The following is a 26,759-nucleotide window of genomic DNA, read 5'->3' on the forward strand; positions in this document are numbered from 1 at the left end:
TCTCCAGAACATACATAATGGGTAAAGTACAATTAGAGAATATAAAAGCATACGCCCACCACGGGTGTTTGCCTCAAGAAACAAATATTGGCAGTGATTATTTAGTCAATGTATCCGTTGATACAAATCTATTGATCGCATCAGTTTCAGATGAGTTGAAAGATACTGTTGACTATGTTCATATCAACAGAATTGTAAAGCAAGAGATGGCTACGCCTTCTAAATTGTTAGAACATGTTGCCAAAAGAATTATTGATAGAATTTTTATTGAACTTCCTACCGTAGATACAGCTATGGTTTCTGTTTCTAAAATCAATCCGCCTATAAATGGTGATGTTGAAAAGGTAACAGTATCATTAAATTTACAAAGGGGACAATCTGTTCAATAATCCATCCGACCTTAAATAAATATAATTTCTTAGTTGTTAATGCAGCTTAAATTAGGAATATTGTTTATTTTTGCTCTCGCTAAAAAATGGCATCGTGGCCGAGTGGCTAGGCACAGCTCTGCAAAAGCTTGTACAGCGGTTCGAATCCGCTCGATGCCTCCAAAAACCCTCCTCTAAAAGGAGGGTTTTTTATTTTATCATAAGTGGTTATTTATGTACTTGCAACAAGAACAGTAAAATTATGGTTGGTATAAAATAAACAGCTATTGTTTTTGCGCCTTCATAATCTTTAGCAATTCGCTGACCGAATAATAGCATTAGTAATGTTATGGCAGATAAAATTGCACCGTTAAAGGCAATGGTTCTTCCGCCTGATGTTAGCATTTGATAGATGCCAACACTACAAAGAACACCTGCGACTACTTCTGTTACAAGTATAATACCTACTAGTAAGGGAACAATATTTTTGAACGGGGTAGCAGAAAAATGTTCTTTTAACCAAGAAATATTACCGCTCCAATCGGTAATTTTATCAAACCCGCTCTGTAAAAAAGTGATAATTAAAAATAAGAGTATTATTATTTCTGTGGCATTGTTATAGAAGGTGTTCATAGCGAAAGTTAATTAAGTTCGGTTTTTTTTCGATGAAGTAATCGTGTTAGTTTAATGGAAAGGTCGGTGAATATTATTTTTGAGTTTCCATTTCTTTCCACATGGTAAATAGCATCCTCAAGCTCTTTGGTAATATCCAAAATATTGTTTTCATGAACAAAAGGTGCAAATTTCTTCAATTGAAATCCTTCGGCATGTATTTTTAGATAAGCAAGTTCTTCTGCGCCATAATTGATCATTAGTGCTTGCCTCATCACGGTAATGCAATAGCTTAGAAAATTCTTTTGTGTCTCTCTACCGGTTTTTGCAACCTCTTCACTCCACAATAACAATTCATGAATGGCTGCTTTGTTACCTTTTGCCTTAAAAGCGGTACGTACCCATTGAACAAACCAATTTTCAAACACCAGATCTTCAGAATCCTTATTTAAGAGGTCTAATGCCTTATTATAATTGCCATTTGCTTCATGGGCCAAAAGCATTGCTTCTGGTTTACTAGCTCCTTTTTCACTTAATGCAGTTGCGATGGCATCTTCTGCCAAGGGTGGAAAATGAACGATTTGACATCTAGACTTTATAGTCTGTATAATTTGCTCTTCGTCTTCACAAAGCAGTAAAAATATAGTTTTGTCGGGCGGTTCTTCAATTAGCTTTAATAATTTGTTAGAAGCGGCAATGTTCATCTTTTCCGCCATCCAAATAAGCATTACTTTATATCCGCCTTCATAAGACTTTAAGGATAATTTTTTTACAATATACTGCGCTTCATCAACACCAATTTGACCTTGTTTCTTTTCAATTTCAATGTGGCGATACCAATCGAACAGATTTCCGTAAGGCTGTTCTGTAATAAACTCTCGCCACTCTTTCATGTAATGGTTACTAACGGCGTGAGATTTTACCTTGTCAGAATTAGATACCGGAAATGCAAAATGAACATCTGGGTGAGCAAACGACTTAAATTTTAAATTACAAGCTTCATTACCACCATTGTTGTCCCCATTGGTATTCTGACAGATAATATACTGGGCATAAGCCAATGCCATAGGCAATAGCCCACAGCCTTCTGGACCAACAAATAGTTGGGCATGTGGTATTCTACCTGCATCAGCACTAGAAGACAAATGCTTTTTAATATGTGAAAGTCCTAAAATTTCATTGAATAACATAGATTCAAATATAGTTGTTTAAAGCGCAACAAATTTAATGGTATTGGGTGTAAATTATCCTATTTAGCACTTTATCGCAAGCCATTTAATCTTTACATTTGTTATCTAACAAAAGGTAATATCACATGAAAGTATTGAATGACTTTAATTTTGAAGATAAAAAGGCGTTAATTAGAGTGGACTTCAATGTTCCATTAAATGACCAATTTGAAGTAACAGATAACACTAGAATCCAGGCAGCTAAGCCAACAATTATAAAAGTGTTGGAAGATGGCGGTAGCGCTGTGTTAATGAGTCATTTGGGAAGACCCAAAGGTGAGCGTAACGCAGATTTATCTTTAAGTCATATCGTTGATGCTGTTTCTGATGTTATTGGAGTAGCGGTAAAATTTGTTGCGGATTGTGTTGGTGCAGAAGCTGAAAAAGCAGTTGCAGAATTGAAAAGTGGAGAGGTACTTTTATTGGAGAACCTGAGATTTCATAGTGAGGAAGAAAAAGGAGACGAAGCTTTTGCAGAGCAACTTTCTAAGTTAGGAGATATATATGTTAACGATGCCTTTGGAACGGCTCACCGCGCACATGCATCAACAACAGTAATAGCTAAGTTTTTTCCAGACGCAAAATGTTTTGGTTATTTATTGGCGAAAGAAATAGAAGCGATCGATAAAGTAATGGCCACTGGTGAAAAACCTGTTTTAGCAATTCTTGGTGGAGCAAAGGTTTCTTCTAAGATCACTATTATCGAAAACATACTTGATAAAATTGATGATCTTATCATTGGTGGTGGTATGACATATACATTTATTAAAGCTCAGGGTGGTAAAATAGGAGATTCTATTTGTGAAGACGATAAGATGGAACTTGCTATGGAAATTCTTGAACAAGCTAAACGGAAAAATGTAAACGTACATATACCTGTAGACGTTGTTGCAGCAGATGCTTTTGATGCTAACGCAAATACCCAAGTGGTAGATGTAGATAAAATACCAGACGGTTGGCAAGGACTAGATGCCGGACCTGATACCTTACAAAACTTCAAAAAAGTAATATTGGCTTCTAAAACTATTCTTTGGAACGGACCAATTGGTGTTTTTGAAATGGAGAAATTTGCTGCCGGTACTATAGCTGTTGGTGATTATATTGCAGAAGCTACAAAAGAAGGTGCATTTTCATTAGTAGGTGGTGGAGATTCTGTTGCCGCAGTGAAACAATTCGGTTTTGAAAACAAAGTTAGTTATGTATCAACAGGCGGAGGTGCAATGTTAGAAAGTTTAGAAGGTAAAACATTACCAGGAATCGCAGCTATATTAGACTAGTAAAGGGGTAATCGATAAACGGCATATAACGAAAATTTGTGCATTTTAAGAGAAATTATTTTATTCTCATTAAAAAATGTACGATTTTCGTTTGTTCCGTTAATATATTTTCACCCCATTATGAAGAAAGTAGCCTATAACTGTTATTATTTACTAGGATTAACCTTAGTACCTTTTTTAGGGTCTGCACAACAAGAAGATGTTGTCACAACTGTAACAGACTCTTTGACAAATAATCCTATAGTTGTAAATGATTCATTGAACAACAGTACTCCGTTAAGTCAATTGAATATTGTACAAAATTCAAAAACAGAAAACTTAACGCTATTTAAACCAACAGAATCTTCTTCTTATAATCTTCAAGATAATGCATTAGCAGCTAAGTTCGATAGTCTTTGGATGAAAGAACTTGTAAATGCTGCACCTCTTTACAATGAAATGTATGAGGAAATTATGGTAGAGCCAGATACGGCTTCAACCTTTGTTCTAGATTTGCCAACAGATACATTGAAGATGCGTTTGGCAAAAATAAACGCCAAAACACCTTTTAACGTTGAATACAACAAGTCTTTAGAGAGTGTGATTAAATCATTTTTGACTCGAAAAAGAGGTTTAATGGAGCGTATGCTTACTATAAGCCAGTTTTACTTTCCTTTATTTGAACAAGAATTTGACAACAAGAATATTCCATTAGAAATGAAATATTTATCTATTGTTGAATCTGCACTAAATCCTAAAGCACGTTCAAGGGTAGGGGCAACTGGTCTTTGGCAGTTTATGTACGGTACTGGAAAAGAAATGAAATTGAATATTAATAGTTACGTAGATGAACGTAGTGATCCTATAAAATCTACTGCAGCAGCTGCCAACTATTTAAATAGATTACACAGAATATATGATGATTGGGATTTGGCATTGGCAGCCTATAATTCTGGTCCGGGTAATGTAAACAAAGCCATTCGTAGAAGTGGTGGGCAACGTAATTATTGGAATATAAGAAGAAACCTACCAAGGGAAACCGCTGGTTATGTTCCGGCTTTTCAAGCAACAATGTATATTTTTGAATATGCAGAAGAACATGGTCTAAAAACTAAAATAGCAGATCGTGCTTATTTTGAAACAGATACCATTCATGTTAAAAGCCTAATTACATTTGACCAAATTTCAGAATTGACCGCAATTGACAAAGAAGAGTTGAAGGTTCTTAACCCTCATTATAAATTAGACGTAATTCCTTTTATAGAAGGAAAACCTAATGCACTAAGATTACCTGTTCATAAAATGGGAAAATTTGTGGCCAATGAAAAGGCTATTTATGCTCATGTTGAAAAAGAATTGAAGGAAAAAGAAGGTCTTATTGCTGAAATAGAAAAGCAGGCAGAGGCAAATAGCATTCGCTATAGAGTAAAGGATGGTGATTTTCTTGGAAAAATTGCAGAACGTTATGGAGTACGTGTAAGCCAATTAAAGCAGTGGAACGGATTACGAAGTAATAATTTACGTATTGGACAACGTTTAACTATTTACCCAAGAAAAAATGTTAGTTCTTCCATAAAGCCTAAGAAAACCCCTTCTAGAACTGCAGTTGCCAGTAATTCTAAAACACACGAGGTGCAAAGTGGAGACTCTTTATGGACGATTTCTAGAAAATATCCTGGTGTAACTATTGATAATTTGCGAAAGTGGAACGGTATTAGTGGTAACAATTTAAAGCTGGGCACAAAACTTAAATTGTGCGACTGTTCATCGTAAATTAAAATATCAATGAAAAAAAGAATTTTACTATGTTTTATGGCAATTTTAGGATTGTCAATTGCCTGTAAAGAAGAAGGCAAAGCAGATTATTTACCAGAATCTGTAGGAGCAATGAATACCTTAACGGTGGTTATTGATAATGACCTATGGAATAGTAGTGTGGGTGATGCCATTCGTGAAAATTATACTGCCGCGGCCCAAGGTTTAACTTGGGATGAAGCTCTTTTTAGTGTTACTCAAATTCCACAACAGATTTTTAGCGGAGCCATACGTAATACAAGCTCTGTACTGTATGTTATGGAAGATACCTTGAATGTAGCACACATGAAATCTAACATGTATGCAAAACCACAGAAAGTTGGTGTCATAAAAGGTTTAAACAAAGAAGAGTTAATAGCTAATATTAAAAAAACGGCTCCAGAGTTTATCGCTGATTTCAAAGCATTGGAAATTGGTAAAGCCCAAAAACGTTTTGAGAAATCGTTGAATAAAGAGAAAGCTTTGGAAAATAAGTTTAATATCTCATTGACTATACCTTCTATTTATAGAGTAGGTAGAGAAGAAGATAACTTTGTGTGGATTGATCGTCAAATTCAGAAAGGTAATATGAATATCATTGCATATACAATGCCTTGGGATAGTTTTCAAAACGATTCTACCTTTGTACAAGACATTATAAAGATGCGCGATTCTATTGGTGGACTTTATATTGGCGGAGAAGATATACCTGGTAAGCAAAATCATATGATTACGGAAAAAGCTTTTTCTCCATATGTCTTTCCTGCTGAGGTTTCAGGCAAAAAGGCAGCTGAGGTAAGGGGAATATGGGAAATGTCAGCTTATCCAATGGCAGGTCCATTTTTGACGTATATCATTAATGACAAAGAGAACAATCGTAAGTTGGTTCTTGAAGGTTTTGTTTTTGCTCCTGCAACTAAAAAAAGAGATTACATGTTTGAATTAGAAGCTATCATGAAATCTGTGCAATTCAATACTAACGAATCAAGTAAATAGACAACAGATTCTTTATTTCTAAGATAAAGCAAAAGGCTCAGGAATTTCCTGAGCCTTTTTTATATGTATTCGGTACGATTTTAGAAGTAAATCGTCATTTTACTGTTTATGCTATAGATTACTGAAAGAAAACCCAGTAGATACTCTAAAAATTAAAGCATAAGCAGTATACGCAATCAATACAAAACACAACCATGAAAATATTTTAAAGTAGTGTTCCAAAAGGAAACTTTTCCAATTCTTAAAAGCTTCAATGTAAATTTCTTTTACTAGGGTAATTTTTTCCATGTTCAATGATTTAGGAGTTCATGTGAGTAAAGATGTTCAATCTTAATGGCTTTATTGGAAAGTTTCGGTAAAAGGACCAATTATTCTATAAAATGTAATGGATTTAAATCAATATCTATCAAGCGTTAAAATGATAGGTAAACAGCACATTTTCTGTGTTTTATAAAATCCGACGAAGCGTATAAAAGCATAGATTAAAAAAGTAGTGTCTATAAGTAATTGGGCTGGCAAGTAAATTCTTCAATCATATAAAGCTTAAATGTATATAAAACAAAAGACCCGCTATTTAGCGGGTCTTTTGTTATCATTGTTATTTTATATTACATGTCTATGATGATGAACTCTGATCTACGGTTTAGATAGTGTTGTTCTTCTGTACAGCGAACAGTTCCGTCACAATCGTTAATTAATTGTTCTTCTCCGTAACCTATAGCACTTTGAATTCTGCTTGGGTCTATGCCTTGTGATATGATATAGTCTCTGGTAGATTTAGCACGTTTATCAGATAAGTATTTGTTGTAAACAGCTGCACCCCTTGAATCTGTATGAGATTCTATTTTTATGACCATATCAGGCGAATCGGTCATTACTTCAACTAGTTTATTAAGTTCTACAGCAGCATCGTCACGTATGTATGATTTATCAAAGTCAAAGTGAATCATCTCTGTCTTAAGTTTCTTGATACCATTTTCAACAGCGATCATATCATTAAGTTTTCTCATTGAGATATCTACATTAACAATTTCATTGTCTTTAGTGGCAGCTTCTCTTGTATCATCAAAATATGAACCTTTGGTAGTTTTTAGTACATATCTGGTATCAGCATCCAAATCTTCAAAAATGAAATTACCATTTTCATCGGTTTCCATTTCTTTAAGTTTAATGTTGTTTTCATCAAGTAACTCAACTAATGCATTGGGCATTAAATCACCAGTGATCAATTCTGTCACAATACCTGAAATAGCATTTATACTAGTTGGTATTTCTTCAACTTCCAATGTTTTGAAAGAATAGATGTCGTCATCGCCTTTACCGCCATCACGATTAGATGCAAAGTATCCTTTTTGAGATTCTTCATTTACTATAAAAGAAAAATCATCTTTACTACTATTTACTGGTTTACCTAAATTATGTACTTCTAAGAAGCCAGCTTCATCATCGAAGGCTACTTCAAATACATCTAAACCACCTAAGCCTACATGGCCGTCAGATGAGAAGTATAGTTTTTTGTCATTTATAAAAGGAAACATTTCTTTATGCTCCGTATTTATTTCTGGTCCAAGATTTCTTGGAGACGAGAAAGAACCATCTTCAAGAACATCTACTACAAATATATCTGTATCACCAATACTACCTGGCATATCAGAAACAAAATATAATAGCTTTCCATCAGGGCTCAATGCCGGGTGACCGGTAGAGTAATTATCACTATTAAATGAAACTTCTTCAGCCTCTAACCATTCATTATTAACTTTTTTTGAACGATAAATTTTAAGGTGGTTAATTCCGTTCTTATCTCTCTTTAGTTTTTTACCATAATTATTTCTTGTAAAATACATAGTCTCATTATCTGGAGAGAATGCTACAGAAGCTTCATGATATTTCGTATTTATCTTTTTAGAGAACTTGATAGCATCCTTAAAATCTTGAGACTCTTCGTTTACTTTTGCAACAAACAAATCTAAATACGGCTGATTGTTCCATTTATACTTTCTAGAAGTAAATATTGAAGAATCTTTTGCAGATGCGTAAACCATTTCTTCATTACCATAGTACATAGGAGAGAATTCTGAATATTTAGAGTTAATGGAAAGATTGTTTATATCATATTTTTCTTCCATTCTTAATAAACCATCTAAAACGATTTCATTACGCTCAGTATTTTTGGTAATCTCTTCACCTGCTAATTTTCTATTATATAATTTTAAAAGACGTTTGGACCTTTTATAGTTTCCAATACCTTTTAGGGAGTGTGCATATTTAAATAAGTAGTCAGAACTCATGTCAGACTCATATTTGGTATATAATATGTTATACCACTTATAAGCGTTTTCCATATCTGTATTAAAGTAATGGGCATCGCCAGCTTTCTTTAACACATCATATGTATAGGCTTTTTCTCCTTTAGATAAAGCTTGCTCATAAATTTTTGCAGCTTCTGCATACCACATTTTATCAAAGTATTCATCTGCTCTTTTAATTAATTTAGATTTAAACGCAGGATCGTTATCTTTTGATGAGGTAAGCATTTCATAAGAAACCTCTTCAACAGGTATAGCTTCTGTTTCTAATTCAGTTACTGGTGTTGTTTGTAATGTTGAGGTAGCTTCTATTTCTGCTACTGTGGGTAGTTCTGAAACAGCTTCGGTTTTATTATAAATATTATTGTTGATCATTTTAAGAACCCATACTTCATCATCGTAACGATTGTCAAATCCTGTAGAACATTCATTTAAAGCTTCTTCCCAAGAAGTGTAGTGATTTAAATACAAATAGTATAATAGGTTTTGAGGATTTTGAAAGTACCCTGCTTCAAACCCTTTTCTATTGAACTTTTTAATTTGAGACTTTAGATTTTTATCTTTTGAAAATGTACCTGCTATAACGTAGTATCCATTTTCGGTATTTTCAATATCATGAAAAGCTCTGTATGGGATAGACAATGCATCAGCAGCTCTTTGAAAATCTTTTTTGTCGTTTTCTTCAGCTACGGATACTATGGAGTAGTCGTTGTTATTTGATACATCAGACTGTAGTTCATCTTGAAAACCTTGAGCTTGGGCAAAAACGATAAAGACCAGAAAAAATAAATTTAATACACTTCTCATAGACATAATTCTTGGTTGAACATTACGATCAACTGGGGTTTTAAGTATAGTACCAACGGTTAGTTATGGATTTTTAGTACTATAAGTCTAACGAAATTAGTAGTAAAGCGATATTCTGAATATTAATTGTTGTGAAAGAGGGTTTTTATGTCGTGAAAGAATACTATTTAGTAGACTCGCAGCCAATGTGATCTCGATAAACGGACAATTTATACGATAAGTTGCGTGTTTGTTAGTTCCACAGGAGATTTAGATTTAGGGATATAATGTATAAAACCAAAAAAAAGCTCTGAATATCAGAGCTTTATAAATTATACGAAAGACTAAATTCTTTTTAGTCTTTCTTGTTTTCTTCTAGTTGCTCATCTTCTTTGGAAGCATCTTTAAACTCTTTAATTCCACTACCTAAACCTCTCATTAGTTCTGGAATCTTTTTTCCTCCGAATAAAAGTAGAATTACGACTACCACTAATATAATTTGTGGAGCCCCTATGGCCAAAAAAGTAGATAATATTGTCATAAGACTATAATTTAAAATGGATTTCAAAGATACTAAAAAGTTCTTAGTTTGCTGTAAATATTAATAGCAAGTGATTTTTTATTTATAAGAAGTGTTTTGTTAGGTGAATTTTATATAAAATACCATTTGGTATTGAGTGTTTATGACTCAAGACCTTGAGAATCGCCAGTAATAGTTTTTTTCATATTACCATTGTAAATGAGTATCCGATAGTAAATAAACAATTAGATAATTGTCTAATGACGCATTATCATCACTATACTTTTTGGGTTAAAATCAACGAAAGAAAGAATGTCATTGGAAGTATAGTCAATATTAACTTTAACGATATAGGCATGGTTCATACTTGCATCATTTTATATTCTGTATATATAATAGTTATAACTCATTGTGGGTGTGCATTGTTACGCTTTGAAATGATACACTTGACCATTCTTGAGTAATATTTATAAAACCTGATATAGAAATACTTATTTATCAACATCTGCCAGTTAAGGGTCTTCATTTAGGGATATGTTGCATATTTTGATTTTCAACACAATTTGTAAACACTAACTTTTTTGTTAAGGTTATGTTTTCAATTTCAAATTAATGTATACCGTTACCACGTTGGAGTTTCAAATGGAGCCGAATTTAAATCGATGGGTTAGTGACAAAAGTCATTAGAATTGGAGTAAGATAAACGGTACCGTTAAATGATAGTTCCTAGTAAGCTTTAAAATGGACACAAACCTCTACTAAATAGTCAAATTATGAAATACTACCGTAACCGGATTTTTGATAATTACATTTAAATTATTTGCAGCACCAACAAAAGCATCTATTGCCATAATATCATTTATTACCAGTTATGCATTCAATAGGGTGTATACATTTTACAGTATGTTCACTATGGTGTGTTTTCTTTACCGTTACGTTTTTTACATAATCAATAGTATTTCTATCTTTAAATAGTCGTAAATTATAAATGAATTATACCGTATCTATATAATCTCTTGTTGCAATAGTGAATGAGACAATATTTGATAACTACAGTGCCGACTAATTAAGTTTTACCTTCTGGTAAATCAAAAGTTATTGTTAAGTGCCAAATTGTGCTGTTGTCATCATCTGCATCACTATAAAGGCCGTTATAGCTTGAGCTAAGCTTAGTAAGATTTTCTGAATTTTTAATTTGTTCGTAACTGGTATGTATCATACTGAAAATAGAATTAAGGATATTATCAGTGTATCTTTTAAATGGGTAAAAGAGCTTAATGTGTGTTTGAGAATGTATCATTAAATACTTGATAAACTAGTTGTGATATAGATTGATTTTGTAAGGTTTATAAGCGCTAATTTTAAAACTAATTTTGGAAATAAAATAGTTTTAAAACTGGCTAGTCTCTTAGCCATTAGTCTGGTAATATTTAAATGTTTTTTATGAATGGAAAATATGGAGAATGCCGTAATTAATTTAAGTTTATAAAACTCTTTGTAAATTATTCATTTTAAAAGAAGGTCTAAAATTAAATTCTAAGTTTATCTTTGTTATAATGGCCAAAAAGAAAGTCAAAAAAAGAAAAGAAATAAAAAGGAAACTCCTTCATAAGTATCGTTTAGTAATACTTAACGAAAATACTTTTGAAGAGAAGATTTCTTTTAAGTTAAGTAGGCTTAATGTTTTTGTGACGGGATCACTTTTCATGATTACTTTAATAGGGTTGACTACACTGCTTATAGCATTTACTCCTTTACGAGAATATATTCCTGGTTATTCATCAACAAGATTAAAAAAAGAAGCTACAGAGCTAACGTATAAAACAGATTCTTTAGTTAGAACCTTGAACTATACCAATAAGTATTTAGATAATATACGTATGGTTTTAAAGGGGGATATTGAAAACAATGTAATCAATAGAGATTCTCTATTTCAGCAGTTTAAATTAGACCCGGCATCTGTAGATCTTAACCCTATAAAGGAAGATTCATTATTAAGGGCCGAGGTTGCACTTGAAGACAAATACAACTTGTTTGAACGAACAATTGATAAAAAGAATTTAGTATTGTTTACTCCGGTTTCAGGGTCTGTTACCATGGGTTTTAATCCCAATGAGAAACATTATGCTGTAGATATTACAGCTTCGACCGATAGTCCTGTAAAGGCAGTTGCTAACGGAACAGTAATATTTTCTGAATGGACGGCAGATACTGGTTATGTAATTATTATTGAACATGAAGGCGGATTATTAAGTGTATATAAGCATAACGGTTCTTTGTCCAAATACCAGGGTAATATAGTAAGAGGTGGGGAAGTAATTGCTGCGGTAGGTAATACAGGAGAGCTTACCACAGGACCACATTTACATTTTGAAATTTGGGACAACGGAACACCGATTGACCCTTTAAATTATATTGATTTTAATTAGAACGAAATGTCCTTAAAGACCATTGCTGCTAAAATATTTGCACACCGTATCGCTAAAAGAACTGATAGGTGGGTCAGTAATCCTATTGAGACGCAAGAAAATGTGTTCAAAGAACTTATTTCAAAAGGCAAGGAAACCAAGTTTGGAAAGGATCATAATTTCAAAACAGTAAAAACTCACAACGATTTTATAGCGCAGGTTCCTATAAGAGATTATGAGGAATTAAAGGACTATGTAAATTTAGCCGTAGCCGGTCAAGAGGATATACTTTGGCCAGGAAAACCGTTATATTTTGCAAAGACATCAGGTACAACTTCTGGTGCTAAGTATATTCCAATTACCGAGGGTAGTATTAAAGAACAAGTGAAAGCATCTAGAAATGCTATTCTTAATTATATTCATGAAACCGGTAGGGCGGATTTTGTGACCGGTAAAATGATTTTTTTACAAGGGAGTCCCGTTTTAACAGAGAAAAACGGAGTAAAACTGGGTAGGCTTTCTGGTATTTCTGCGCACTACGTTCCTAATTATTTACAGAAAAATAGAATGCCCAGTTGGGAAACCAATTGTATAGAAGATTGGGAAACCAAGGTCAATACCATTGTGGATGAAACCAAAGATGAAGATATGACCGTAATAGCGGGCATACCTTCTTGGGTACAAATGTATTTTGAAAAACTTAAAGAAAATACCAATGAGTATGTAGGTGACTTGTTTAAGAATTTTGAGCTGTTTATTTATGGAGGAGTTAACTATGAACCTTACAGAAAGAAATTTGAAACCTTAATAGGTAGAAAGGTTGCTAGTATAGAATTGTTTCCGGCAAGTGAAGGTTTTTTCGCATACCAAAATTCTCAAAAAGAAAATGGAATGCTACTGCTGTTAGATGCAGGAATATTTTATGAGTTCGTACGATCAGATGAATTCTTTAATGAACATCCTAAAAGAATTACTTTAAAAGATGTAGAAGTTGGTGTTGATTATGTTATGATTATCACCACTAATGCAGGTCTTTGGGCATACAATCTAGGTGATACCATTCGGTTTATTTCTGTTGTTCCTTTTAAAATTGTGGTTTCTGGCCGTATAAAGCATTTTATCTCTGCTTTTGGCGAACACGTTATTGCAAAAGAAGTAGAAGAGGCTATGTTAGTGGCGACAAAGGCGACCGATGCTAGTGTAAGTGAATTTACCGTGGCACCACAAATTACCCCTAATAAAAATGAATTACCATATCATGAGTGGTTTATAGAGTTTGAAAAATTACCATCTAATATGGATGGTTTTATTCAAGAACTAGATATGGCTTTACAAAAGCAAAATAGCTATTACTATGATTTAATTGTAGGCAAAGTGCTACAGACCCTCAAAGTTACTCCGGTCAAAAACGGAGGATTTTTAGAGTATATGAAATCAATAGGAAAGCTTGGCGGACAGAACAAAGTACAACGTTTGTCTAATGACCGAAAAGTGGTTGAAAGTCTGTCAAAATATAAGGCAGAGAACAACTAGCTTTTAAATAACAAATTATAAATCGTAATTTCGTTTGAAATCATCCATGGGAAAAGCAATTACAACAACAAGAGCGCAAGAATCGACAAACGCTATAGAACGCATGTATATTACTATGCGTCATTTATTTAATAGAGGTTTTTATAAGCCGAACGGGGTTTCTGGTGAAGCTTTAAAAAATGCCTTACTACAATTAAGACCTGAAATATATGGTTCTTTAGGAGAAGATAAAGCAGAGTTAAGTGGCTTAATTTATGTGCTGGAAAGGTTACCTGAAGGTATAGAACAATGTTCTTTTATCAATTTAACTTCCGATGAGGGTTATGGTATTTCTCATATAAGCCCAATTATTCCACCTAAAAGAAGAAGGAACTGTTATCGTATAGATAAGGAGCAGATGAATATTGAGATTACTAGAGGGCGATCGGATATTTATGATATTCTTACCCACCTTACTTTTTTATTCATTGAGTCTGAAAAAATATGTAAACGTGTTTTAATAACGGATACCGAAAAAACTATAAGAGACTGGGCCAAGCTTGAGGCTGCGGTTCAAAAAGAAGAGTTAACTCAGGCAGAACGAGAAATTGCGCTTATACATACTGCAAATATATTAGGTAGGTCATTTGAAGAAATTCTAGAGGTTTATAAAAATTTTAGTACCGAAAACAATCCAGATAGATTTTTGAATGTAATCTATTGGTTAGGCAAACTAGCTATTGACGAAGAAATATCTGGAGAAAAAAGAGCGGTAACGTTCAGTGCTTTGCTAAGAGAACGATTAGGTCACCATATACACGGAGAACGTTGGTCAAATAATATTAAGGAGGTTTTAATTAAAAACAACCTTATGCATAGGCCAATTCATATTATTTCAGCGAATATGCATAGTGTTATGAATTCTTTATTTGCTAAAGCAGCCCTAAAAAAAGAATTTCCAAATACTGATTCATTAGAAATTTTTGAAGCTTTGAGTAGCTCAGGGAACGAAGCACTTAGAAAAAAGGTGACAGATTTGGCAGAAAAGAACGGTATGATCATAATGGATGATACTTCTGGCACCAATATCGATGTTCAAATATTTGATACGGCAAAAATTAAGGTAGATAATTGTTCGTATGAATTTTCTGAAGAAGACGTTGATAAAAAACCTGTTATATTTGTAATGGACTACGCATTTGGTGAGCAAGCGTATGAAACAATTGATGAGTTATTGAAACCATACAATACCAAAAAGAACCATGTGTCTTTGATAAATGTTGATTCTGTTTCAATAATGGGAAAAGCAGGTATTTTGGAAGGCGGAAAGGGAGATTTAATGATTCCTTCTGCACATATTTTTGAAGGAACAGCAGACAATTACCCATTTAAAAATGAATTGTGTGCCAAAGACTTTGAAGGTTATGGTTTAGAGGTTTTTGAAGGTACGATGGTAACGGTTTTAGGAACATCACTTCAAAACAAAGACATTCTTAAGTTCTTTCATAAGTCTACTTGGAATGTAATAGGTTTAGAGATGGAAGGCGTACATTATCAAAAAGCAATACAATCTGCTTCTAAGATACGTAAGAGTATCGGAGAAGATGTAAAAGTACGGTATGCATATTATGCATCTGATAACCCTTTGGAAACCGGTAGCACATTGGCATCTGGTGGGTTAGGAACAACGGGAGTAAAACCTACTTACCTAATTACGGATAGAATTTTAAAGCAAATATTTACTACATAAATGGCAAGCAATCAATCACCATCTTCTCAAAACAATTCTGATGAAATTGATTTGGGTCAATTATTTCAATTAATAGGAAGGGGCTTTGATGCTGTTTTTCGTTGGATTTTAAGAGTATTTTTATATCTTAAAAAGAACATGTTTTTACTTATTGGTCTTGTGGTTGTTGGGCTTGCAATAGGCTATGGCTTAAATCAAATTATATCAAAAAAGTATAAAACTGAGGTGATTGTAAAACCTCAAATTGAAAGTAAAAACTACTTGTATGATGTTGTAGGTGAAATACAATCTAACATTAAATCAAAAGACACTTTGTTTTTTAAGTCAATAGGGATCGATAATATTGATTTTAACGGTTTAAATATTGAAATATCTAGAGTAGCAGAAGTAGGAGGGTCTGAAAGTGATATTAAATATTTAGAGTTACTTCAAAGTTTTGAAAATACAGATGCTATTGCAGATATTGTAAGGGCAGAGTTACAGAATAAAAGTTCTTTTAATCATAGAATAACTTTCTCTTATAAAGATGCCACTTTCGGGAAGGTGTTCGCAGAGAAAGCAGTTAATTACATTAATACTAATACCTACTATAACAATCTTCTAGAAGTATACCGAAAAAATGCTATGGGTCGTATTGAGGCAAATGAAAAGCTGTTAAAACAAGTAGATGAAATTATTGAAAATTATACTGATGGTTTAGTTTCAAATAATGGTAATAGTTCAACTGAAAGAATTGTTTTAGATAATCAGGAACAAGTTAATATTGCTGATTTATTTGAATATAAAACTAGCTTAATTAGAGATATTGAAACAAAGAGATTAGAGTTAGAAGAGCGTATAGCACCTGTTAGTATAATTAATATGGGGCAACCTCAAGTAGAGCAAAAGTCTTTTTTCGGTAAAAGTATTGTGTTGATTCCTGTAATATTTGTTTCTGTGTTTTTTATACTAGCTGCGGTGGTATATTTAAATAAGAAAGCGCAATCTTTAATATAAATAATGGCAGACCTCCGATCTAATAACCGCACAGTTTTAATTACTGGTGGCGCTGGTTTTATTGGGAGTAATTTTATTCCTTATTTTTTAGGAGAGAACGCTAGTGTTAAGGTTGTTAATTTAGATGAATTAACCTATGCTGGAGATCTAGGTAACCTTAAGGGAGTTGAGAATCATCCAAATTATACATTTGTAAAAGGGGATATATGCGATAACCTTTTGGTTAAGCATTTATTTGAGGAATATAACATTAGTGGTGTAATAAATTTTGCAGCAGAATCTCATGTAGATAATTCAATAGATTCTCCGAGGCAATTTATAAAGACCAACATTGAAGGCACTTTTAATCTTTTAGAAAATGCTAGAATTTTTTGGAAAGGAAAAAACAATAGGTTCCATCACATATCAACTGATGAAGTTTATGGTTCTTTAGGGGAAAATGGATATTTTACAGAGGAATCAAACTACCTGCCTAATAGTCCATACAGTGCATCTAAAGCAGCTTCTGATTTTTTGGTCAGAAGCTATTATCACACCTATGGCATGAACGTAGTGACCAGTAATTGCTCCAATAATTATGGCCCTAAACAACATGATGAAAAGTTAATTCCTACAATAATTAGATCTGCCATCAATGGTGTAAAGATTCCCATTTATGGGAATGGAAAAAATGTAAGAGATTGGTTATTTGTTAAGGATCATTGTACAGGTATAGACTCCATTTATCACAAAGGAAAGGCGGGAGAAACTTATTTGTTAGGGGGGAATAATGAATATAATAATTTAACGATAGCGACGAAGATTTGTAAAATTTTAGATTTAAAAATCCCTAAAAAAAAGGGAAGCTATAAAGGTCAAATTGAATTTGTTGAAGATCGTCTAGGACACGACTTTAGGTATGCAATTGATGCGTCTAAGGTTTCAAAAGAACTGAGTTGGAAAGCTAATGAAAGCTTTGATTCTGGTTTAGAAAAAACTGTTGACTGGTATTTAAAAAAATATCAACTTTAAATTTATGAAAGGAATCATACTTGCAGGTGGTACTGGATCACGTTTATGGCCATTGACAAAGACTTTAAGTAAGCAGCTCATGCCTATTTATGATAAACCAATGATATATTACCCGTTGTCCACTTTAATGACTACAGGTATACGAGAAATTCTGATAATTACTACTCCTCAAGATTTACTTTTATTTAAAAAGTTACTTTCAGACGGTAGTCAGTTAGGTTGTAGATTTGAATATGCCGTTCAAAAAGAACCAAAAGGGTTAGCGGAGGCATTCATCATTGGTAAAGATTTTATTGGCTCCAATAAGGTTGCCTTAATTTTAGGGGATAATATTTTTTATGGTAATGGTCTTGAGAGATTGTTGAAGGAAAATTATAAGCCGGAAGGAGGTATTATTTATGGATATCACGTGAATAATCCAAAAAGATATGGTGTAGTTGAATTTGATAATAAGGGAAAGGCTATTTCGATTGTTGAAAAACCAGAAACACCTAAATCTAATTTTGCTATACCAGGAATCTATTTTTATGATAATGAAGTAGTTGAAATTGCTGAAAACATAGAACCAAGTAGCAGAGGAGAATTAGAAATTACAGATGTAAATATTGCCTATTTGAATAAAGGTAATTTGAAAGTAAGTGTACTTGATAAGGGAATTGCATGGTTAGATACTGGCACATTCAGTTCTTTAATGCAAGCATCTCAGTTTGTACAAGTAATAGAAGAACGACAAGGTTTAAAAATTGGATGTATTGAAGAGATAGCTTTTAGACAAGAGTTTATAAATGCTAGTCAATTACAAAAATTGGCTGAACCTTTGTTAAAGAGTGGTTATGGTGAATATTTAATGAATTTGATTAAATGAAAATAACCGAAACAAAATTAAAAGGTTGCTTAATTATAGAGCCTCAAATGTTTGAAGATAATAGAGGTTTTTTTTTTGAAGTCTTTAAAAAAAAAGAACTAATTAATTTTTTAGGGTATGAAATTGATTTTGTGCAGGAAAATAAATCTCTTTCTAAAAAAGGTGTTTTAAGAGGACTTCATTTTCAAAAGGGAGATAGCGCACAAGCCAAGCTAGTTTCAGTTCAAAAAGGCGAGGTAGTTGATGTAATCGTTGATGTTAGACCTGATAGTGTAACTTTTGGCGAACATATTAAGGTGCGTTTATCAGATGCAAATAATAAAAGCATTTTTATACCAAAAGGTATGGCACACGGATTTGTGACCCTTACCGACAATGTAATATTCACCTATCTATGCGATAACTATTATGACCCTAAAATGGAATCTGGAATTTTATACAATGATTCTGACTTAGCCATAGATTGGGGATTAACTTCATCTGAATTAATAGTTTCAGAAAAAGATTTGATTTTACCAACTTTTAAAGAATTGATGCAATGAAGAAGGTCTTAGTTACGGGAGCAAATGGGCAGTTAGGGCAATGTTTACAGAAAATAGCTGCGCAGTTTAAAAACTTGGAATTCACTTTCAAAAATTCTAAAGATTTAGATATTACAGATGTTTTATCAATTAAAAAAAGCTTTGATCTCGTTGATTTTGACTATTGTATTAATTGTGCAGCATATACCGATGTTGAGCAAGCCGAAAAAACACCAGATATAGCATTTAGGGTTAATGCAGAAGGTGTCAAAAATCTTGCTTTTGCTTGTAAAAAACATGAAGTTGGACTAATTCATATTTCTACGGATTATGTTTTTGATGGTGAAAAGAAAGAACCCTATTTTATAGAAGATATACCTAACCCAATTAATGAATACGGAAAATCTAAATTGTTGGGCGAAAAATATATTCAGGAGATAATGGATGATTATTGTATTATTAGAACTTCTTGGTTGTATTCGGGATTTGGAAAGAATTTTTATACAACAATTTTAAATATTGCAAAGGTCAATCACACACTAAAAATCTCTAACACTCAAGTTGGTTATCCAACGAACGCTTTAAACCTTGCTAAATTTATTAATCAACTAGTTATATTAGCTAATTTTGATTCAAATTTATATCATTTTACAGATAAGGTTGAAATGACATGGTTTGAATTTGCTAAAAAGATTTTAAAAACAGAAAACCTTTCAAATAAAGTAATAATTCATAATGATAAATCAACTTATCTTGCGGCAAGACCAATAAATAGTAGGCTTGATTGATTTTTAACATGAGGTTTTCTGAAAAATTTTAATTGATGCAAAAGTTTAAACTTCTACTAGATAAGTACAATAACATTGTCCAAAATTTTTCTTACTTAACATTATTACAAGTTTTTAATGTGTTTTTTCCAGTTATCATTTATCCTTTTTTAATTGATTTGTTTGGATTAGAATTGTGGGGAAAAATAGTTTTGGCGCAATCGTTAGCACTTTACTTATCTCTATTCATAGATTTCGGTTTCGATAGGTTTGCGGTAAAAGAAGTTTCAATTTATAGGGATAATGCTATAAAATTATCTGAAATAGTTTCATGTATAGTACCGCTTAGAATTTTCTTTGGCATCCTTGTTTTCGCTATTTATGTAATTGTGGTTATGAATGTTCCATTTTTTAAAGGAGATGAAACCTTATACCTTTTATTTTACGCCTTAAATTTTAACTTCATTCTATTCCCTAAATGGTTTTTTCAAGGAGTGGAAGAAATGAAATATATTGTTATTATAAATGTTTCTGTTAAAATTGTCTTTGTTATTTTAATGTTCCTGACTATTAAAAGTGCTGCTGATTTTTTGAATGTGCCCATTTTCTTTGGTGTCGGAGCATTTATAGGTGGTGTTATTGGTTTAATAGTAATGTTCAATTATAAAAAGGTAAGTTTTAGGTTTTATAGTTTTAATCGTTACTATTATTATGTGAAAAGTAGTTTTTATCTCTTCGCTTCTACGTTTGTTATTTCTATAAAAGATCGCTTTAATGTATTTATTGTTGGATATTTTTTAGGAATGCAAGAGGTGGCACTTTATGATATTTCTATAAAACTAATTTCATTTATTACACAGCCTATTGAAGCAATAAATGGAGCTATATACCCAAAAGTGGCTAAAGACTTAAATATGGATTTTGTAAAGAAAATTGCTTTTTACAGCTTCCTTTTTGTTTTGGCGATGGTTTTAGTGACACAAATTTTTTTAACCGATATTTTTCACTTTTTGAATGTCAATGAAATACTAAATGAAAATGAAATTAGAATATTCTTGTTTAGTTCTCTATTCCTTACTCTATCAGTTTTCTTAGCTAGAAATTGTTTTATTGTTTTCGATAAATTTAAACTTCTTTTTCATTCGATGCTAATGTCTTCAGGGCTTTACGTGATTTTAATATGTATTTTGTATTTCTCTACCCAAATAACTTTTAAGTATATTGTTCTTGTAGTCTTTATTGTTTATATTTTTGAGTTTTTATATCGATATTATTTAGCAACAAAATATAATCTTATATCTATGGGCATTAGGTCAAAATTGGGAAAATATTATTATAATGGTGGGGCTTATAGCTACTTAGCAAGACCTTTAGTTTATTTATTCGATTTATATAGGCATCGTATAGTCAATGAGAAATCCTTTACTGAGAATCGTTTTAAGAGAAGAATGGGTTATGAATTGGACCTAGAAAATCCTAAAACATTAAATGAAAAGATTCAATGGTTAAAATTATATGATAGAACTCCACTACATACAATTTGCGCGGATAAGATTGCAGTAAGAGAATATGTGGGAGAGAAAATCGGTAAAGAATTCTTAGTACCGTTAATTTTGGTGACAGAGGAAATTCAAGATATAAGTTTTGATAATTTACCCAATGAATCATTCATAATTAAAACGAATCATGATTCAGGTAGTTATAAGATTATAAAGAATAAAAATTACGTTGATGATTGGAATGCTTTGAGAAACTTTTTCTTAAAAAGTCTAAATTCAAATTTTTATTTTAAGTCTAAAGAATGGCAATATAAAAATATACCGCCTAAAATATTAGTAGAAAAATTATTAATAACAAAGGAAGGTAATATACCGGAAGATTTTAAAGTTCACTGTTTTGATGGTAAACCTGAGTTTATTCAAGTAGATTTTGATAGAGGTACAGATAATCATACTAGAAATTGGTATGACAAGGATTGGTCAAGAGCAGAGTTCCATTGGGCTATTAAATTAAAATCAGGAAAAGAGACTATACCGAATTCTTTTGATATTGATAAGCCCAAAACACTAAATAAAATTATTGAATTAGCTGAAAAACTTTGTAAACCATTTTCTTACGTAAGAGTCGATTTTTATTCTTTAGATGATGAAAAAATTTACTTTGGAGAAATTACTTTTCATCATGATTCTGGTTTTAGGCCTATTATTCCCAAAAAATGGGACTATAAACTTGGAGATATGGTAACATTGCCAGACCATAATACTATAGCTTAAAAAATATGAAGATAAGAGTGGTGTTTTTACTCCCATCACTTGGTGGTGGTGGCTCTGAGAGGGTTTTTATGAATTTGTGCAAGTATTTTGACAAGGACAAATTTAAAGTTGTTTTATGTCTTTTAAAAAAAGAAGGTGAGTTTTTGTCACAAATAGAAAGTGATCCAACTATAGAGATTCATGACTTAGGAGTGTCAAGAGTTCGTTATTCCATTTATCCTATCATAAGGTATCTTCGTAAGGAACAACCTGAAATTGTTTTATCTACACTGGGTCATTTAAATGCCTTATTATCTGCTGTTTCTTTTATGATTCCTAATAATGTTAAGATAATTGGGAGAGAATCAAATATAGTGAGCATGAGTAATCATAATAAAATCACCTTGCTACTTTATAAACTCTTTTATAAAAACTTTGATAAAATTATTGTTCAGAGTAATGATATGGAGGTAGATTTGAGAAATCTTGTTCATAATTTTAGAAAAGATCAAATAGTTAAAATTAATAACCCGGTAGATTTAGAGCATATTCAAGTTTCAATGCAAACTAATGATGAACTACTTCCTGTCAATAAAATCAATTTAATATCTGTTGGTAGTTTAACACACCAAAAGGGATATGATATACTTTTAAAATCATTTTCTAAATTTAAAGATAAGAATAAGTATCACATTTCTATAATAGGGAAGGGTAAATTAAAAGATGATTTAATCGATTTGATTAAAGAATTAAATATTGAGGAACATGTATCGCTTCTTGGCTTTAGAGGTAATCCATATAAATATATTGCTAAAGCCACAATATTTATATCAAGTTCTAGATTTGAGGGCTTCCCTAACGTGGTTTTAGAATCACTTATTTGTGATGTACCTGTCATAGCGAATGCTTATAAAGGTGGCATTAATGAAATTATTGATAAACCTCTATTTGGTAAAATTATTGATTTAGAAGATAATCAGGCTTTTGAGAGAGCATGTGAGGAGTTTACTTCTAAAGATTTACCTCAAAAAAGAATAAGTAAAGAGATTAACAAAAGATATGGAATAAAATCTATCGTAAATATATATCAAGATTTAATATTAAATATGTAAATTATTTTTGATGATATATTATGTGGTTCTTTATATTTATTTTTTTACAATTTCTTTTCTGCAAACCATATTAAATAAAAAAATTCGGAGTTTATTTTTGACATTATTTGTTTCTGTTGCTTTGGTATTAACTTTTAGAGGAACGGATGGTATTGATACTGAAAATTATTTGTCATTTTTTAATGATATTGGACACAAAGTAAAAGGATATGATGGCTTAGATTTAGGTTTTTTATACATTTCTACGTTAATTAAAACTCTTTATAATAATGAGATTTTTTATTTTTTCTGTATTGCTGTAATATCAGTCGGTATAAAATTTAGAGCACTTCTAAAACTATCTCCATTGCCAATAATTAGTGCATTTGTATTATTTGGAACATACTTTTTATCTCTTGAAGCAAACCAAATTAGGCAAGCTATGGCATTAGGGGTTGGTCTTTTTTCTCTTTATTTCATTATTGAAAAAAAGAAAATTTTGTTTTTTGCATCTATATTTTTAGCTGCTTCGTTTCATATTTCAGCAATTATTTTAATTCCAGCTTGGTGGCTGTACGATTTGAAAATAAAGAGGAATACTTTACTGACGTTATTAGGTATATCATTTTTATTTGTTTTTATATCCTTGGTAGAAGTATTACAATTCACTGTTAAGTTTAGTTTTTTTTTAGGTGAATTTATTTTCTCTAAATTATTGAATTATGCTTCAAAAATGGAAAGAGTTGGATTTTCGCCAATTCAAATATGGTATATATTTATTTCAGTTATTTTTGTAGTTGAGAAAAAAAGGATAAATAACCCCATATACTCTTTTTTACTTAATTTATTTATTCTGGGTGTTTCTCTCAATTTTTTCCTAAATAGCTTTTCATACATGATTAGAATCACATATTATTTTATTGCTGTTGAAGGAATTCTATTAGCATTTTTAATCAAAGATTCTAAAATGGGTGCTAGAATTATATTTTTTATTATAGCTGCTTTAATGTTAGCACTTAAAAACTACAAATACTATTATGCAAACCTTGAATTTTTTCAATGAAAAAGGTATTACATTTATTTCCAGCTTATAAAATAGGAGGGGCTCCTGTCAATGTACTAAGATTCATAATAGGGAGTAAGGGTAAGGTTAATAATTATGCTGCAGCTTATAAAGTTGATGACCAACTTTTTAATGACTATGTTCATGAGTCAAAAGAAAGTTTTGATGTTGATTTAACTAGTTTTAAATTGAAATCGTTTGTAAAACTACTTAAGATTGTTAGAAAGATTAAACCTGATATTATTCATGCTAACGGAAAAGGTGGTGGGCTATATGCTTTTTTGTTATTCATATTTTATAGAAAGAAAATATTTTACACATTTAGAGGATTTCATATAAAATATACGGGCATCAAACATAAATTTCATATTTATTTCGAAAAATTATTTTCCTTGTTTTATGTAAAAGCAGTTGCTGTTAGTTTTTCTGAAAAAGAATTTTATTTAAAAGTTACTGGTGTAAAAGCAGAAAAAGTAGAGGTAATAGGAAATGGCGTGGAAATTTCACAAAGGTCATTACCTATGAATATGCAAACAGTGGTAGACAAGTATAGAATTAACATTGTTAGCCTATCAAGAATAGATGAGGTTAAAGACATTATAACAATGGTGAAAAGTTTTGATCGATTAAAAAATGCAGATGCTGCTCTTCATATAATGGGAGGATTCCTAACAGGTGACAAGTCATATAAAGACGAAGTCGACAAATTTTTAAAAAGCTTATCCAGTAAAGGTCACATTTATTTATGGGGAGATATACAAGGTGCTGGTAATTATGTGAGTAATTTTGATATATATTTGTCAACTTCATTATCCGAAGGTTTACCTACTTCAATTATTGAGGCTGGCTTAAGTAAGGTTCCTGTGGTTGCTTCAGACTGCAATGGCAATATCGATTTAATAATAGATGGTCAAACAGGTTATTTGTTTTTGAAGAAAGATGTTAACGGGCTAGTTGAAAAGCTCCGTTTATGTATTAATCAATTGGGTTCAAAAGAGCAATTAGAAATTTTGAAGAATAACTTAAATCAGATGAACACATATTCTATTAATTCGCACGTAAGTAAATTAATGAAGCTATATTTTAAAAAGGATTGAAAGTTTTACAAGTAAATAAATATTTTTTTCCTGATATCGGTGGAGTTGAAACTGTTGTAAATCAATATGCTCAAGCATTAAACGATTATCATACAGTTAAAGTCTTATGTGTTCATAAGGATTTTTGCCTCAATACGGTTGAGGAGAATATTAATGGAATTGAAGTAATTAGATGTTCATCTTTTGGAACCTTTATGTCTATGCCTATTTCGTTTTCTTTTTTTTACTATTTTTTTAAATATTATAGAGAATTTGATGTTTTTCATTTTCATGAACCTTTTCCCTTAGCTTCAATTTTGTCTTTATTTTTAAATGAAAAGAAGAAAATTATTGTGACCTGGCATAGTGATATAATTAAACAAAAGTCATTAAAACGTTTTGTTGAATATTTTCAATCGTTTCTATGTAAAAAGGCATCTATTATCACTACTACATCGCCTAATTTACTTGGTTTTTCTGCGGTTTTAAAGAAGTATTCTAATAAGGTTTGCATATTGCCATTAGGTATTGACTTCGATTTTGAAAATAAAGAATATCCTTTAGGTGAATATATCCTTTGTTTGGGAAGACTATCATACTATAAAGGTATTGATATTCTTTTAGAAGCCTTTTTAAAAACTGAAACGGATAAAGAGTTGTTAATTATAGGTGATGGGGATAAAAGTATAGTCGAATTAATATTAGCTACTCAACGAAGCACAAGTAAAAAGATCAAATTTATTAATCGATTTGTAAATGAGAATGAAAAGCAAAGTTTTTTGCAAAACTCTCTTTTCTTTGTATTCCCCTCTATAGCTGCGAGTGAAGCTTTTGGTATTATACAACTTGAAGCCATGTCTTATGGTAAACCAATTATAAATACCAATTTGCCTACAGGCGTGCCTTATGTGAGTTTAGATAATGTAACTGGAATAACAGTTGAACCCTCTAATATATTAGAGCTTACCGAAGCTATAGATAAATTATCTTTTGACAAGGAATTAGTTATTCAAATGGGGATAAATGCTAGAGAAAGAGTTGCCACTCATTTTTCTAATTCACAAATTATGGCCGAACTATTGGATATCTATGATAACTTATGAAATTAGATAAAGATTTTTTCGGCTTTTATATTTTTGCATTTATTTTACCATTGCCATTACCATTAATAGTATCATCCTTAGCCGCCGCTATATTAATAATAAACGGTCTTATTTTATTTAAAAAACCAATTAGTGTTGATTTTTTGTCTTTAGCTTTTTTTTTATTTTTTAGTTCTGACTTATTGTCTTTGTTTTTCTCTGGAAGAAGCCTTCTTGATAATACCATAATTAATGATGTAAAGATAATTTGTGCAGTTTTGCCTTTAATAGTATTTAACATTAAGCTGAAATTTAAACTTAAAACTTTACAGTCTTCTATACTTAAGGTGTTTACGTTTGGTGTTTTATGTTATATTATATATTGCATATTTTACTATTTTTATTTTATATACACCCACCCTCGATATACTGTTCAGATTGATAATTATTTATTTTGGGCAATAGAAAATAATTTTCCCGGCACTTATCATAGAA

The 26,759-nt window shown here is 31.6% G+C and carries 24 protein-coding genes and 1 tRNA gene; 18 read left to right on the top strand and 7 right to left on the bottom strand.

Annotated elements, in window-relative coordinates:
• The first annotated feature begins 17 nt into the window (after nucleotides 1-17).
• The gene (folB, locus tag ABJI11_RS06680) at nucleotides 18-389 is read left to right on the top strand and encodes a dihydroneopterin aldolase (protein WP_276491448.1); all 372 of its coding nucleotides are present in this window, start codon (nucleotides 18-20) and stop codon (nucleotides 387-389) included.
• Nucleotides 390-477: 88 nt separating this feature from the next.
• Nucleotides 478-551, top strand: a tRNA-Cys gene (locus ABJI11_RS06685).
• A gap of 45 nt (nucleotides 552-596) precedes the next feature.
• On the opposite strand, the gene ABJI11_RS06690 is transcribed toward ABJI11_RS06685, so the two are convergent.
• Both ABJI11_RS06690 and ABJI11_RS06695 read right to left on the bottom strand, forming a co-directional pair.
• Nucleotides 597-1,001, bottom strand: coding sequence for a DoxX family protein (locus tag ABJI11_RS06690; protein ID WP_348350579.1), 405 nt, complete (start codon nucleotides 999-1,001; stop codon nucleotides 597-599).
• A gap of 8 nt (nucleotides 1,002-1,009) precedes the next feature.
• Nucleotides 1,010-2,170, bottom strand: coding sequence for a DNA polymerase III subunit delta' (locus ABJI11_RS06695; protein ID WP_348350581.1), 1,161 nt, complete (start codon nucleotides 2,168-2,170; stop codon nucleotides 1,010-1,012).
• A gap of 125 nt (nucleotides 2,171-2,295) precedes the next feature.
• Between ABJI11_RS06695 and ABJI11_RS06700 the strand changes: the two genes are divergently transcribed.
• From ABJI11_RS06700 to ABJI11_RS06710, 3 genes are all read left to right on the top strand, one after another.
• A complete protein-coding gene (locus ABJI11_RS06700; protein WP_348350583.1) occupies nucleotides 2,296-3,486 on the top strand; it encodes a phosphoglycerate kinase in 1,191 nt (396 codons plus the stop codon).
• 120 nt (nucleotides 3,487-3,606) lie between these two features.
• A complete protein-coding gene (locus ABJI11_RS06705) occupies nucleotides 3,607-5,238 on the top strand; it encodes a LysM peptidoglycan-binding domain-containing protein (protein ID WP_348350585.1) in 1,632 nt (543 codons plus the stop codon).
• A gap of 12 nt (nucleotides 5,239-5,250) precedes the next feature.
• On the top strand, nucleotides 5,251-6,255 hold the full coding sequence (locus tag ABJI11_RS06710; protein WP_348350587.1) for a DUF4837 family protein: 1,005 nt from the start codon (nucleotides 5,251-5,253) through the stop codon (nucleotides 6,253-6,255).
• 111 nt (nucleotides 6,256-6,366) lie between these two features.
• Here the strand turns inward: ABJI11_RS06710 and ABJI11_RS06715 are convergent, their stop codons facing one another.
• From ABJI11_RS06715 to ABJI11_RS06730, 4 genes are all read right to left on the bottom strand, one after another.
• Complete coding sequence (locus ABJI11_RS06715) at nucleotides 6,367-6,543, bottom strand: DUF6747 family protein (RefSeq protein ID WP_348350589.1); 177 nt, start codon at nucleotides 6,541-6,543, stop codon at nucleotides 6,367-6,369.
• Between the two features lie 320 nt (nucleotides 6,544-6,863).
• A complete protein-coding gene (locus tag ABJI11_RS06720; protein WP_348350591.1) occupies nucleotides 6,864-9,371 on the bottom strand; it encodes an OmpA family protein in 2,508 nt (835 codons plus the stop codon).
• A 334-nt stretch (nucleotides 9,372-9,705) separates the two neighbouring features.
• Entirely contained in the window at nucleotides 9,706-9,891 is a 186-nt protein-coding gene (locus tag ABJI11_RS06725) for a twin-arginine translocase TatA/TatE family subunit (protein WP_348350593.1), read from the bottom strand.
• Nucleotides 9,892-10,936: 1,045 nt separating this feature from the next.
• Complete coding sequence (locus tag ABJI11_RS06730; protein ID WP_348350595.1) at nucleotides 10,937-11,089, bottom strand: hypothetical protein; 153 nt, start codon at nucleotides 11,087-11,089, stop codon at nucleotides 10,937-10,939.
• Between the two features lie 337 nt (nucleotides 11,090-11,426).
• Here ABJI11_RS06730 and ABJI11_RS06735 point away from each other — a divergent pair, with 337 nt between their 5' ends.
• From ABJI11_RS06735 to ABJI11_RS06795, 13 genes are all read left to right on the top strand, one after another.
• A complete protein-coding gene (locus ABJI11_RS06735; protein ID WP_348350597.1) occupies nucleotides 11,427-12,299 on the top strand; it encodes a M23 family metallopeptidase in 873 nt (290 codons plus the stop codon).
• A gap of 6 nt (nucleotides 12,300-12,305) precedes the next feature.
• Nucleotides 12,306-13,811 carry a GH3 auxin-responsive promoter family protein gene (locus ABJI11_RS06740; RefSeq protein WP_348350599.1) on the top strand — a complete coding sequence of 502 codons (1,506 nt, stop codon included), beginning with the start codon at nucleotides 12,306-12,308 and terminating at the stop codon, nucleotides 13,809-13,811.
• A 46-nt stretch (nucleotides 13,812-13,857) separates the two neighbouring features.
• Complete coding sequence (locus ABJI11_RS06745; protein ID WP_348350623.1) at nucleotides 13,858-15,540, top strand: hypothetical protein; 1,683 nt, start codon at nucleotides 13,858-13,860, stop codon at nucleotides 15,538-15,540.
• Nucleotides 15,541-16,536: a hypothetical protein gene (locus ABJI11_RS06750; protein WP_348350600.1), complete on the top strand. Its 996-nt coding sequence runs from the start codon at nucleotides 15,541-15,543 to the stop codon at nucleotides 16,534-16,536.
• 3 nt (nucleotides 16,537-16,539) lie between these two features.
• Nucleotides 16,540-17,547: a dTDP-glucose 4,6-dehydratase gene (rfbB, locus tag ABJI11_RS06755; protein WP_348350602.1), complete on the top strand. Its 1,008-nt coding sequence runs from the start codon at nucleotides 16,540-16,542 to the stop codon at nucleotides 17,545-17,547.
• A 4-nt stretch (nucleotides 17,548-17,551) separates the two neighbouring features.
• A complete protein-coding gene (gene rfbA / locus ABJI11_RS06760; protein WP_348350604.1) occupies nucleotides 17,552-18,412 on the top strand; it encodes a glucose-1-phosphate thymidylyltransferase RfbA in 861 nt (286 codons plus the stop codon).
• The gene (gene rfbC, locus ABJI11_RS06765; RefSeq protein WP_348350606.1) at nucleotides 18,409-18,954 is read left to right on the top strand and encodes a dTDP-4-dehydrorhamnose 3,5-epimerase; all 546 of its coding nucleotides are present in this window, start codon (nucleotides 18,409-18,411) and stop codon (nucleotides 18,952-18,954) included. Before rfbA ends, rfbC begins: the two co-directional genes overlap by 4 nt.
• Entirely contained in the window at nucleotides 18,951-19,721 is a 771-nt protein-coding gene (gene rfbD / locus ABJI11_RS06770; protein ID WP_348350608.1) for a dTDP-4-dehydrorhamnose reductase, read from the top strand. The genes rfbC and rfbD overlap by 4 nt, the downstream gene beginning before the upstream one ends.
• A 35-nt stretch (nucleotides 19,722-19,756) precedes the next feature.
• A complete protein-coding gene (locus tag ABJI11_RS06775; RefSeq protein WP_348350610.1) occupies nucleotides 19,757-21,973 on the top strand; it encodes an ATP-grasp fold amidoligase family protein in 2,217 nt (738 codons plus the stop codon).
• A gap of 5 nt (nucleotides 21,974-21,978) precedes the next feature.
• Nucleotides 21,979-23,064: a glycosyltransferase gene (locus ABJI11_RS06780; RefSeq protein ID WP_348350612.1), complete on the top strand. Its 1,086-nt coding sequence runs from the start codon at nucleotides 21,979-21,981 to the stop codon at nucleotides 23,062-23,064.
• Between the two features lie 97 nt (nucleotides 23,065-23,161).
• A complete protein-coding gene (locus ABJI11_RS06785) occupies nucleotides 23,162-24,106 on the top strand; it encodes an EpsG family protein (protein WP_348350614.1) in 945 nt (314 codons plus the stop codon).
• Entirely contained in the window at nucleotides 24,103-25,203 is a 1,101-nt protein-coding gene (locus tag ABJI11_RS06790; protein WP_348350615.1) for a glycosyltransferase, read from the top strand. The genes ABJI11_RS06785 and ABJI11_RS06790 overlap by 4 nt, the downstream gene beginning before the upstream one ends.
• Nucleotides 25,200-26,285 (top strand): glycosyltransferase, encoded by a 1,086-nt coding sequence (locus ABJI11_RS06795; protein WP_348350617.1) that lies wholly within the window; start codon nucleotides 25,200-25,202, stop codon nucleotides 26,283-26,285. The genes ABJI11_RS06790 and ABJI11_RS06795 overlap by 4 nt, the downstream gene beginning before the upstream one ends.
• Nucleotides 26,286-26,310: 25 nt before the next feature.
• On the opposite strand, the gene ABJI11_RS06800 is transcribed toward ABJI11_RS06795, so the two are convergent.
• A complete protein-coding gene (locus tag ABJI11_RS06800) occupies nucleotides 26,311-26,565 on the bottom strand; it encodes a hypothetical protein (protein WP_348350619.1) in 255 nt (84 codons plus the stop codon).
• Between the last annotated feature and the right edge of the window lie 194 nt (nucleotides 26,566-26,759).

Source organism: Maribacter sp. (assembly GCF_039968975.1).
Classification (GTDB): Bacteria; Bacteroidota; Bacteroidia; order Flavobacteriales; family Flavobacteriaceae; genus Maribacter.

Coding starts and splice junctions, on each gene's coding strand:
- ABJI11_RS06715 (WP_348350589.1), bottom strand. CDS start 6,543: ATGGAAAAAATTACCCTAGTAAAAGAAATTTACATTGAAGCTTTTAAG.
- ABJI11_RS06750 (WP_348350600.1), top strand. CDS start 15,541: ATGGCAAGCAATCAATCACCATCTTCTCAAAACAATTCTGATGAAATT.
- ABJI11_RS06725 (WP_348350593.1), bottom strand. CDS start 9,891: ATGACAATATTATCTACTTTTTTGGCCATAGGGGCTCCACAAATTATA.
- rfbC (WP_348350606.1), top strand. CDS start 18,409: ATGAAAATAACCGAAACAAAATTAAAAGGTTGCTTAATTATAGAGCCT.
- rfbD (WP_348350608.1), top strand. CDS start 18,951: ATGAAGAAGGTCTTAGTTACGGGAGCAAATGGGCAGTTAGGGCAATGT.
- ABJI11_RS06745 (WP_348350623.1), top strand. CDS start 13,858: ATGGGAAAAGCAATTACAACAACAAGAGCGCAAGAATCGACAAACGCT.
- ABJI11_RS06720 (WP_348350591.1), bottom strand. CDS start 9,371: ATGAGAAGTGTATTAAATTTATTTTTTCTGGTCTTTATCGTTTTTGCC.
- ABJI11_RS06690 (WP_348350579.1), bottom strand. CDS start 1,001: ATGAACACCTTCTATAACAATGCCACAGAAATAATAATACTCTTATTT.
- ABJI11_RS06710 (WP_348350587.1), top strand. CDS start 5,251: ATGAAAAAAAGAATTTTACTATGTTTTATGGCAATTTTAGGATTGTCA.
- rfbA (WP_348350604.1), top strand. CDS start 17,552: ATGAAAGGAATCATACTTGCAGGTGGTACTGGATCACGTTTATGGCCA.
- ABJI11_RS06790 (WP_348350615.1), top strand. CDS start 24,103: ATGAAAAAGGTATTACATTTATTTCCAGCTTATAAAATAGGAGGGGCT.
- ABJI11_RS06695 (WP_348350581.1), bottom strand. CDS start 2,170: ATGTTATTCAATGAAATTTTAGGACTTTCACATATTAAAAAGCATTTG.
- ABJI11_RS06780 (WP_348350612.1), top strand. CDS start 21,979: ATGAAGATAAGAGTGGTGTTTTTACTCCCATCACTTGGTGGTGGTGGC.
- ABJI11_RS06730 (WP_348350595.1), bottom strand. CDS start 11,089: ATGATACATACCAGTTACGAACAAATTAAAAATTCAGAAAATCTTACT.
- ABJI11_RS06700 (WP_348350583.1), top strand. CDS start 2,296: ATGAAAGTATTGAATGACTTTAATTTTGAAGATAAAAAGGCGTTAATT.
- ABJI11_RS06800 (WP_348350619.1), bottom strand. CDS start 26,565: ATGTTAAATACTATTAAAGGCAAAACTGCACAAATTATCTTTACATCA.
- rfbB (WP_348350602.1), top strand. CDS start 16,540: ATGGCAGACCTCCGATCTAATAACCGCACAGTTTTAATTACTGGTGGC.
- ABJI11_RS06740 (WP_348350599.1), top strand. CDS start 12,306: ATGTCCTTAAAGACCATTGCTGCTAAAATATTTGCACACCGTATCGCT.
- ABJI11_RS06735 (WP_348350597.1), top strand. CDS start 11,427: ATGGCCAAAAAGAAAGTCAAAAAAAGAAAAGAAATAAAAAGGAAACTC.
- ABJI11_RS06705 (WP_348350585.1), top strand. CDS start 3,607: ATGAAGAAAGTAGCCTATAACTGTTATTATTTACTAGGATTAACCTTA.
- ABJI11_RS06775 (WP_348350610.1), top strand. CDS start 19,757: ATGCAAAAGTTTAAACTTCTACTAGATAAGTACAATAACATTGTCCAA.
- folB (WP_276491448.1), top strand. CDS start 18: ATGGGTAAAGTACAATTAGAGAATATAAAAGCATACGCCCACCACGGG.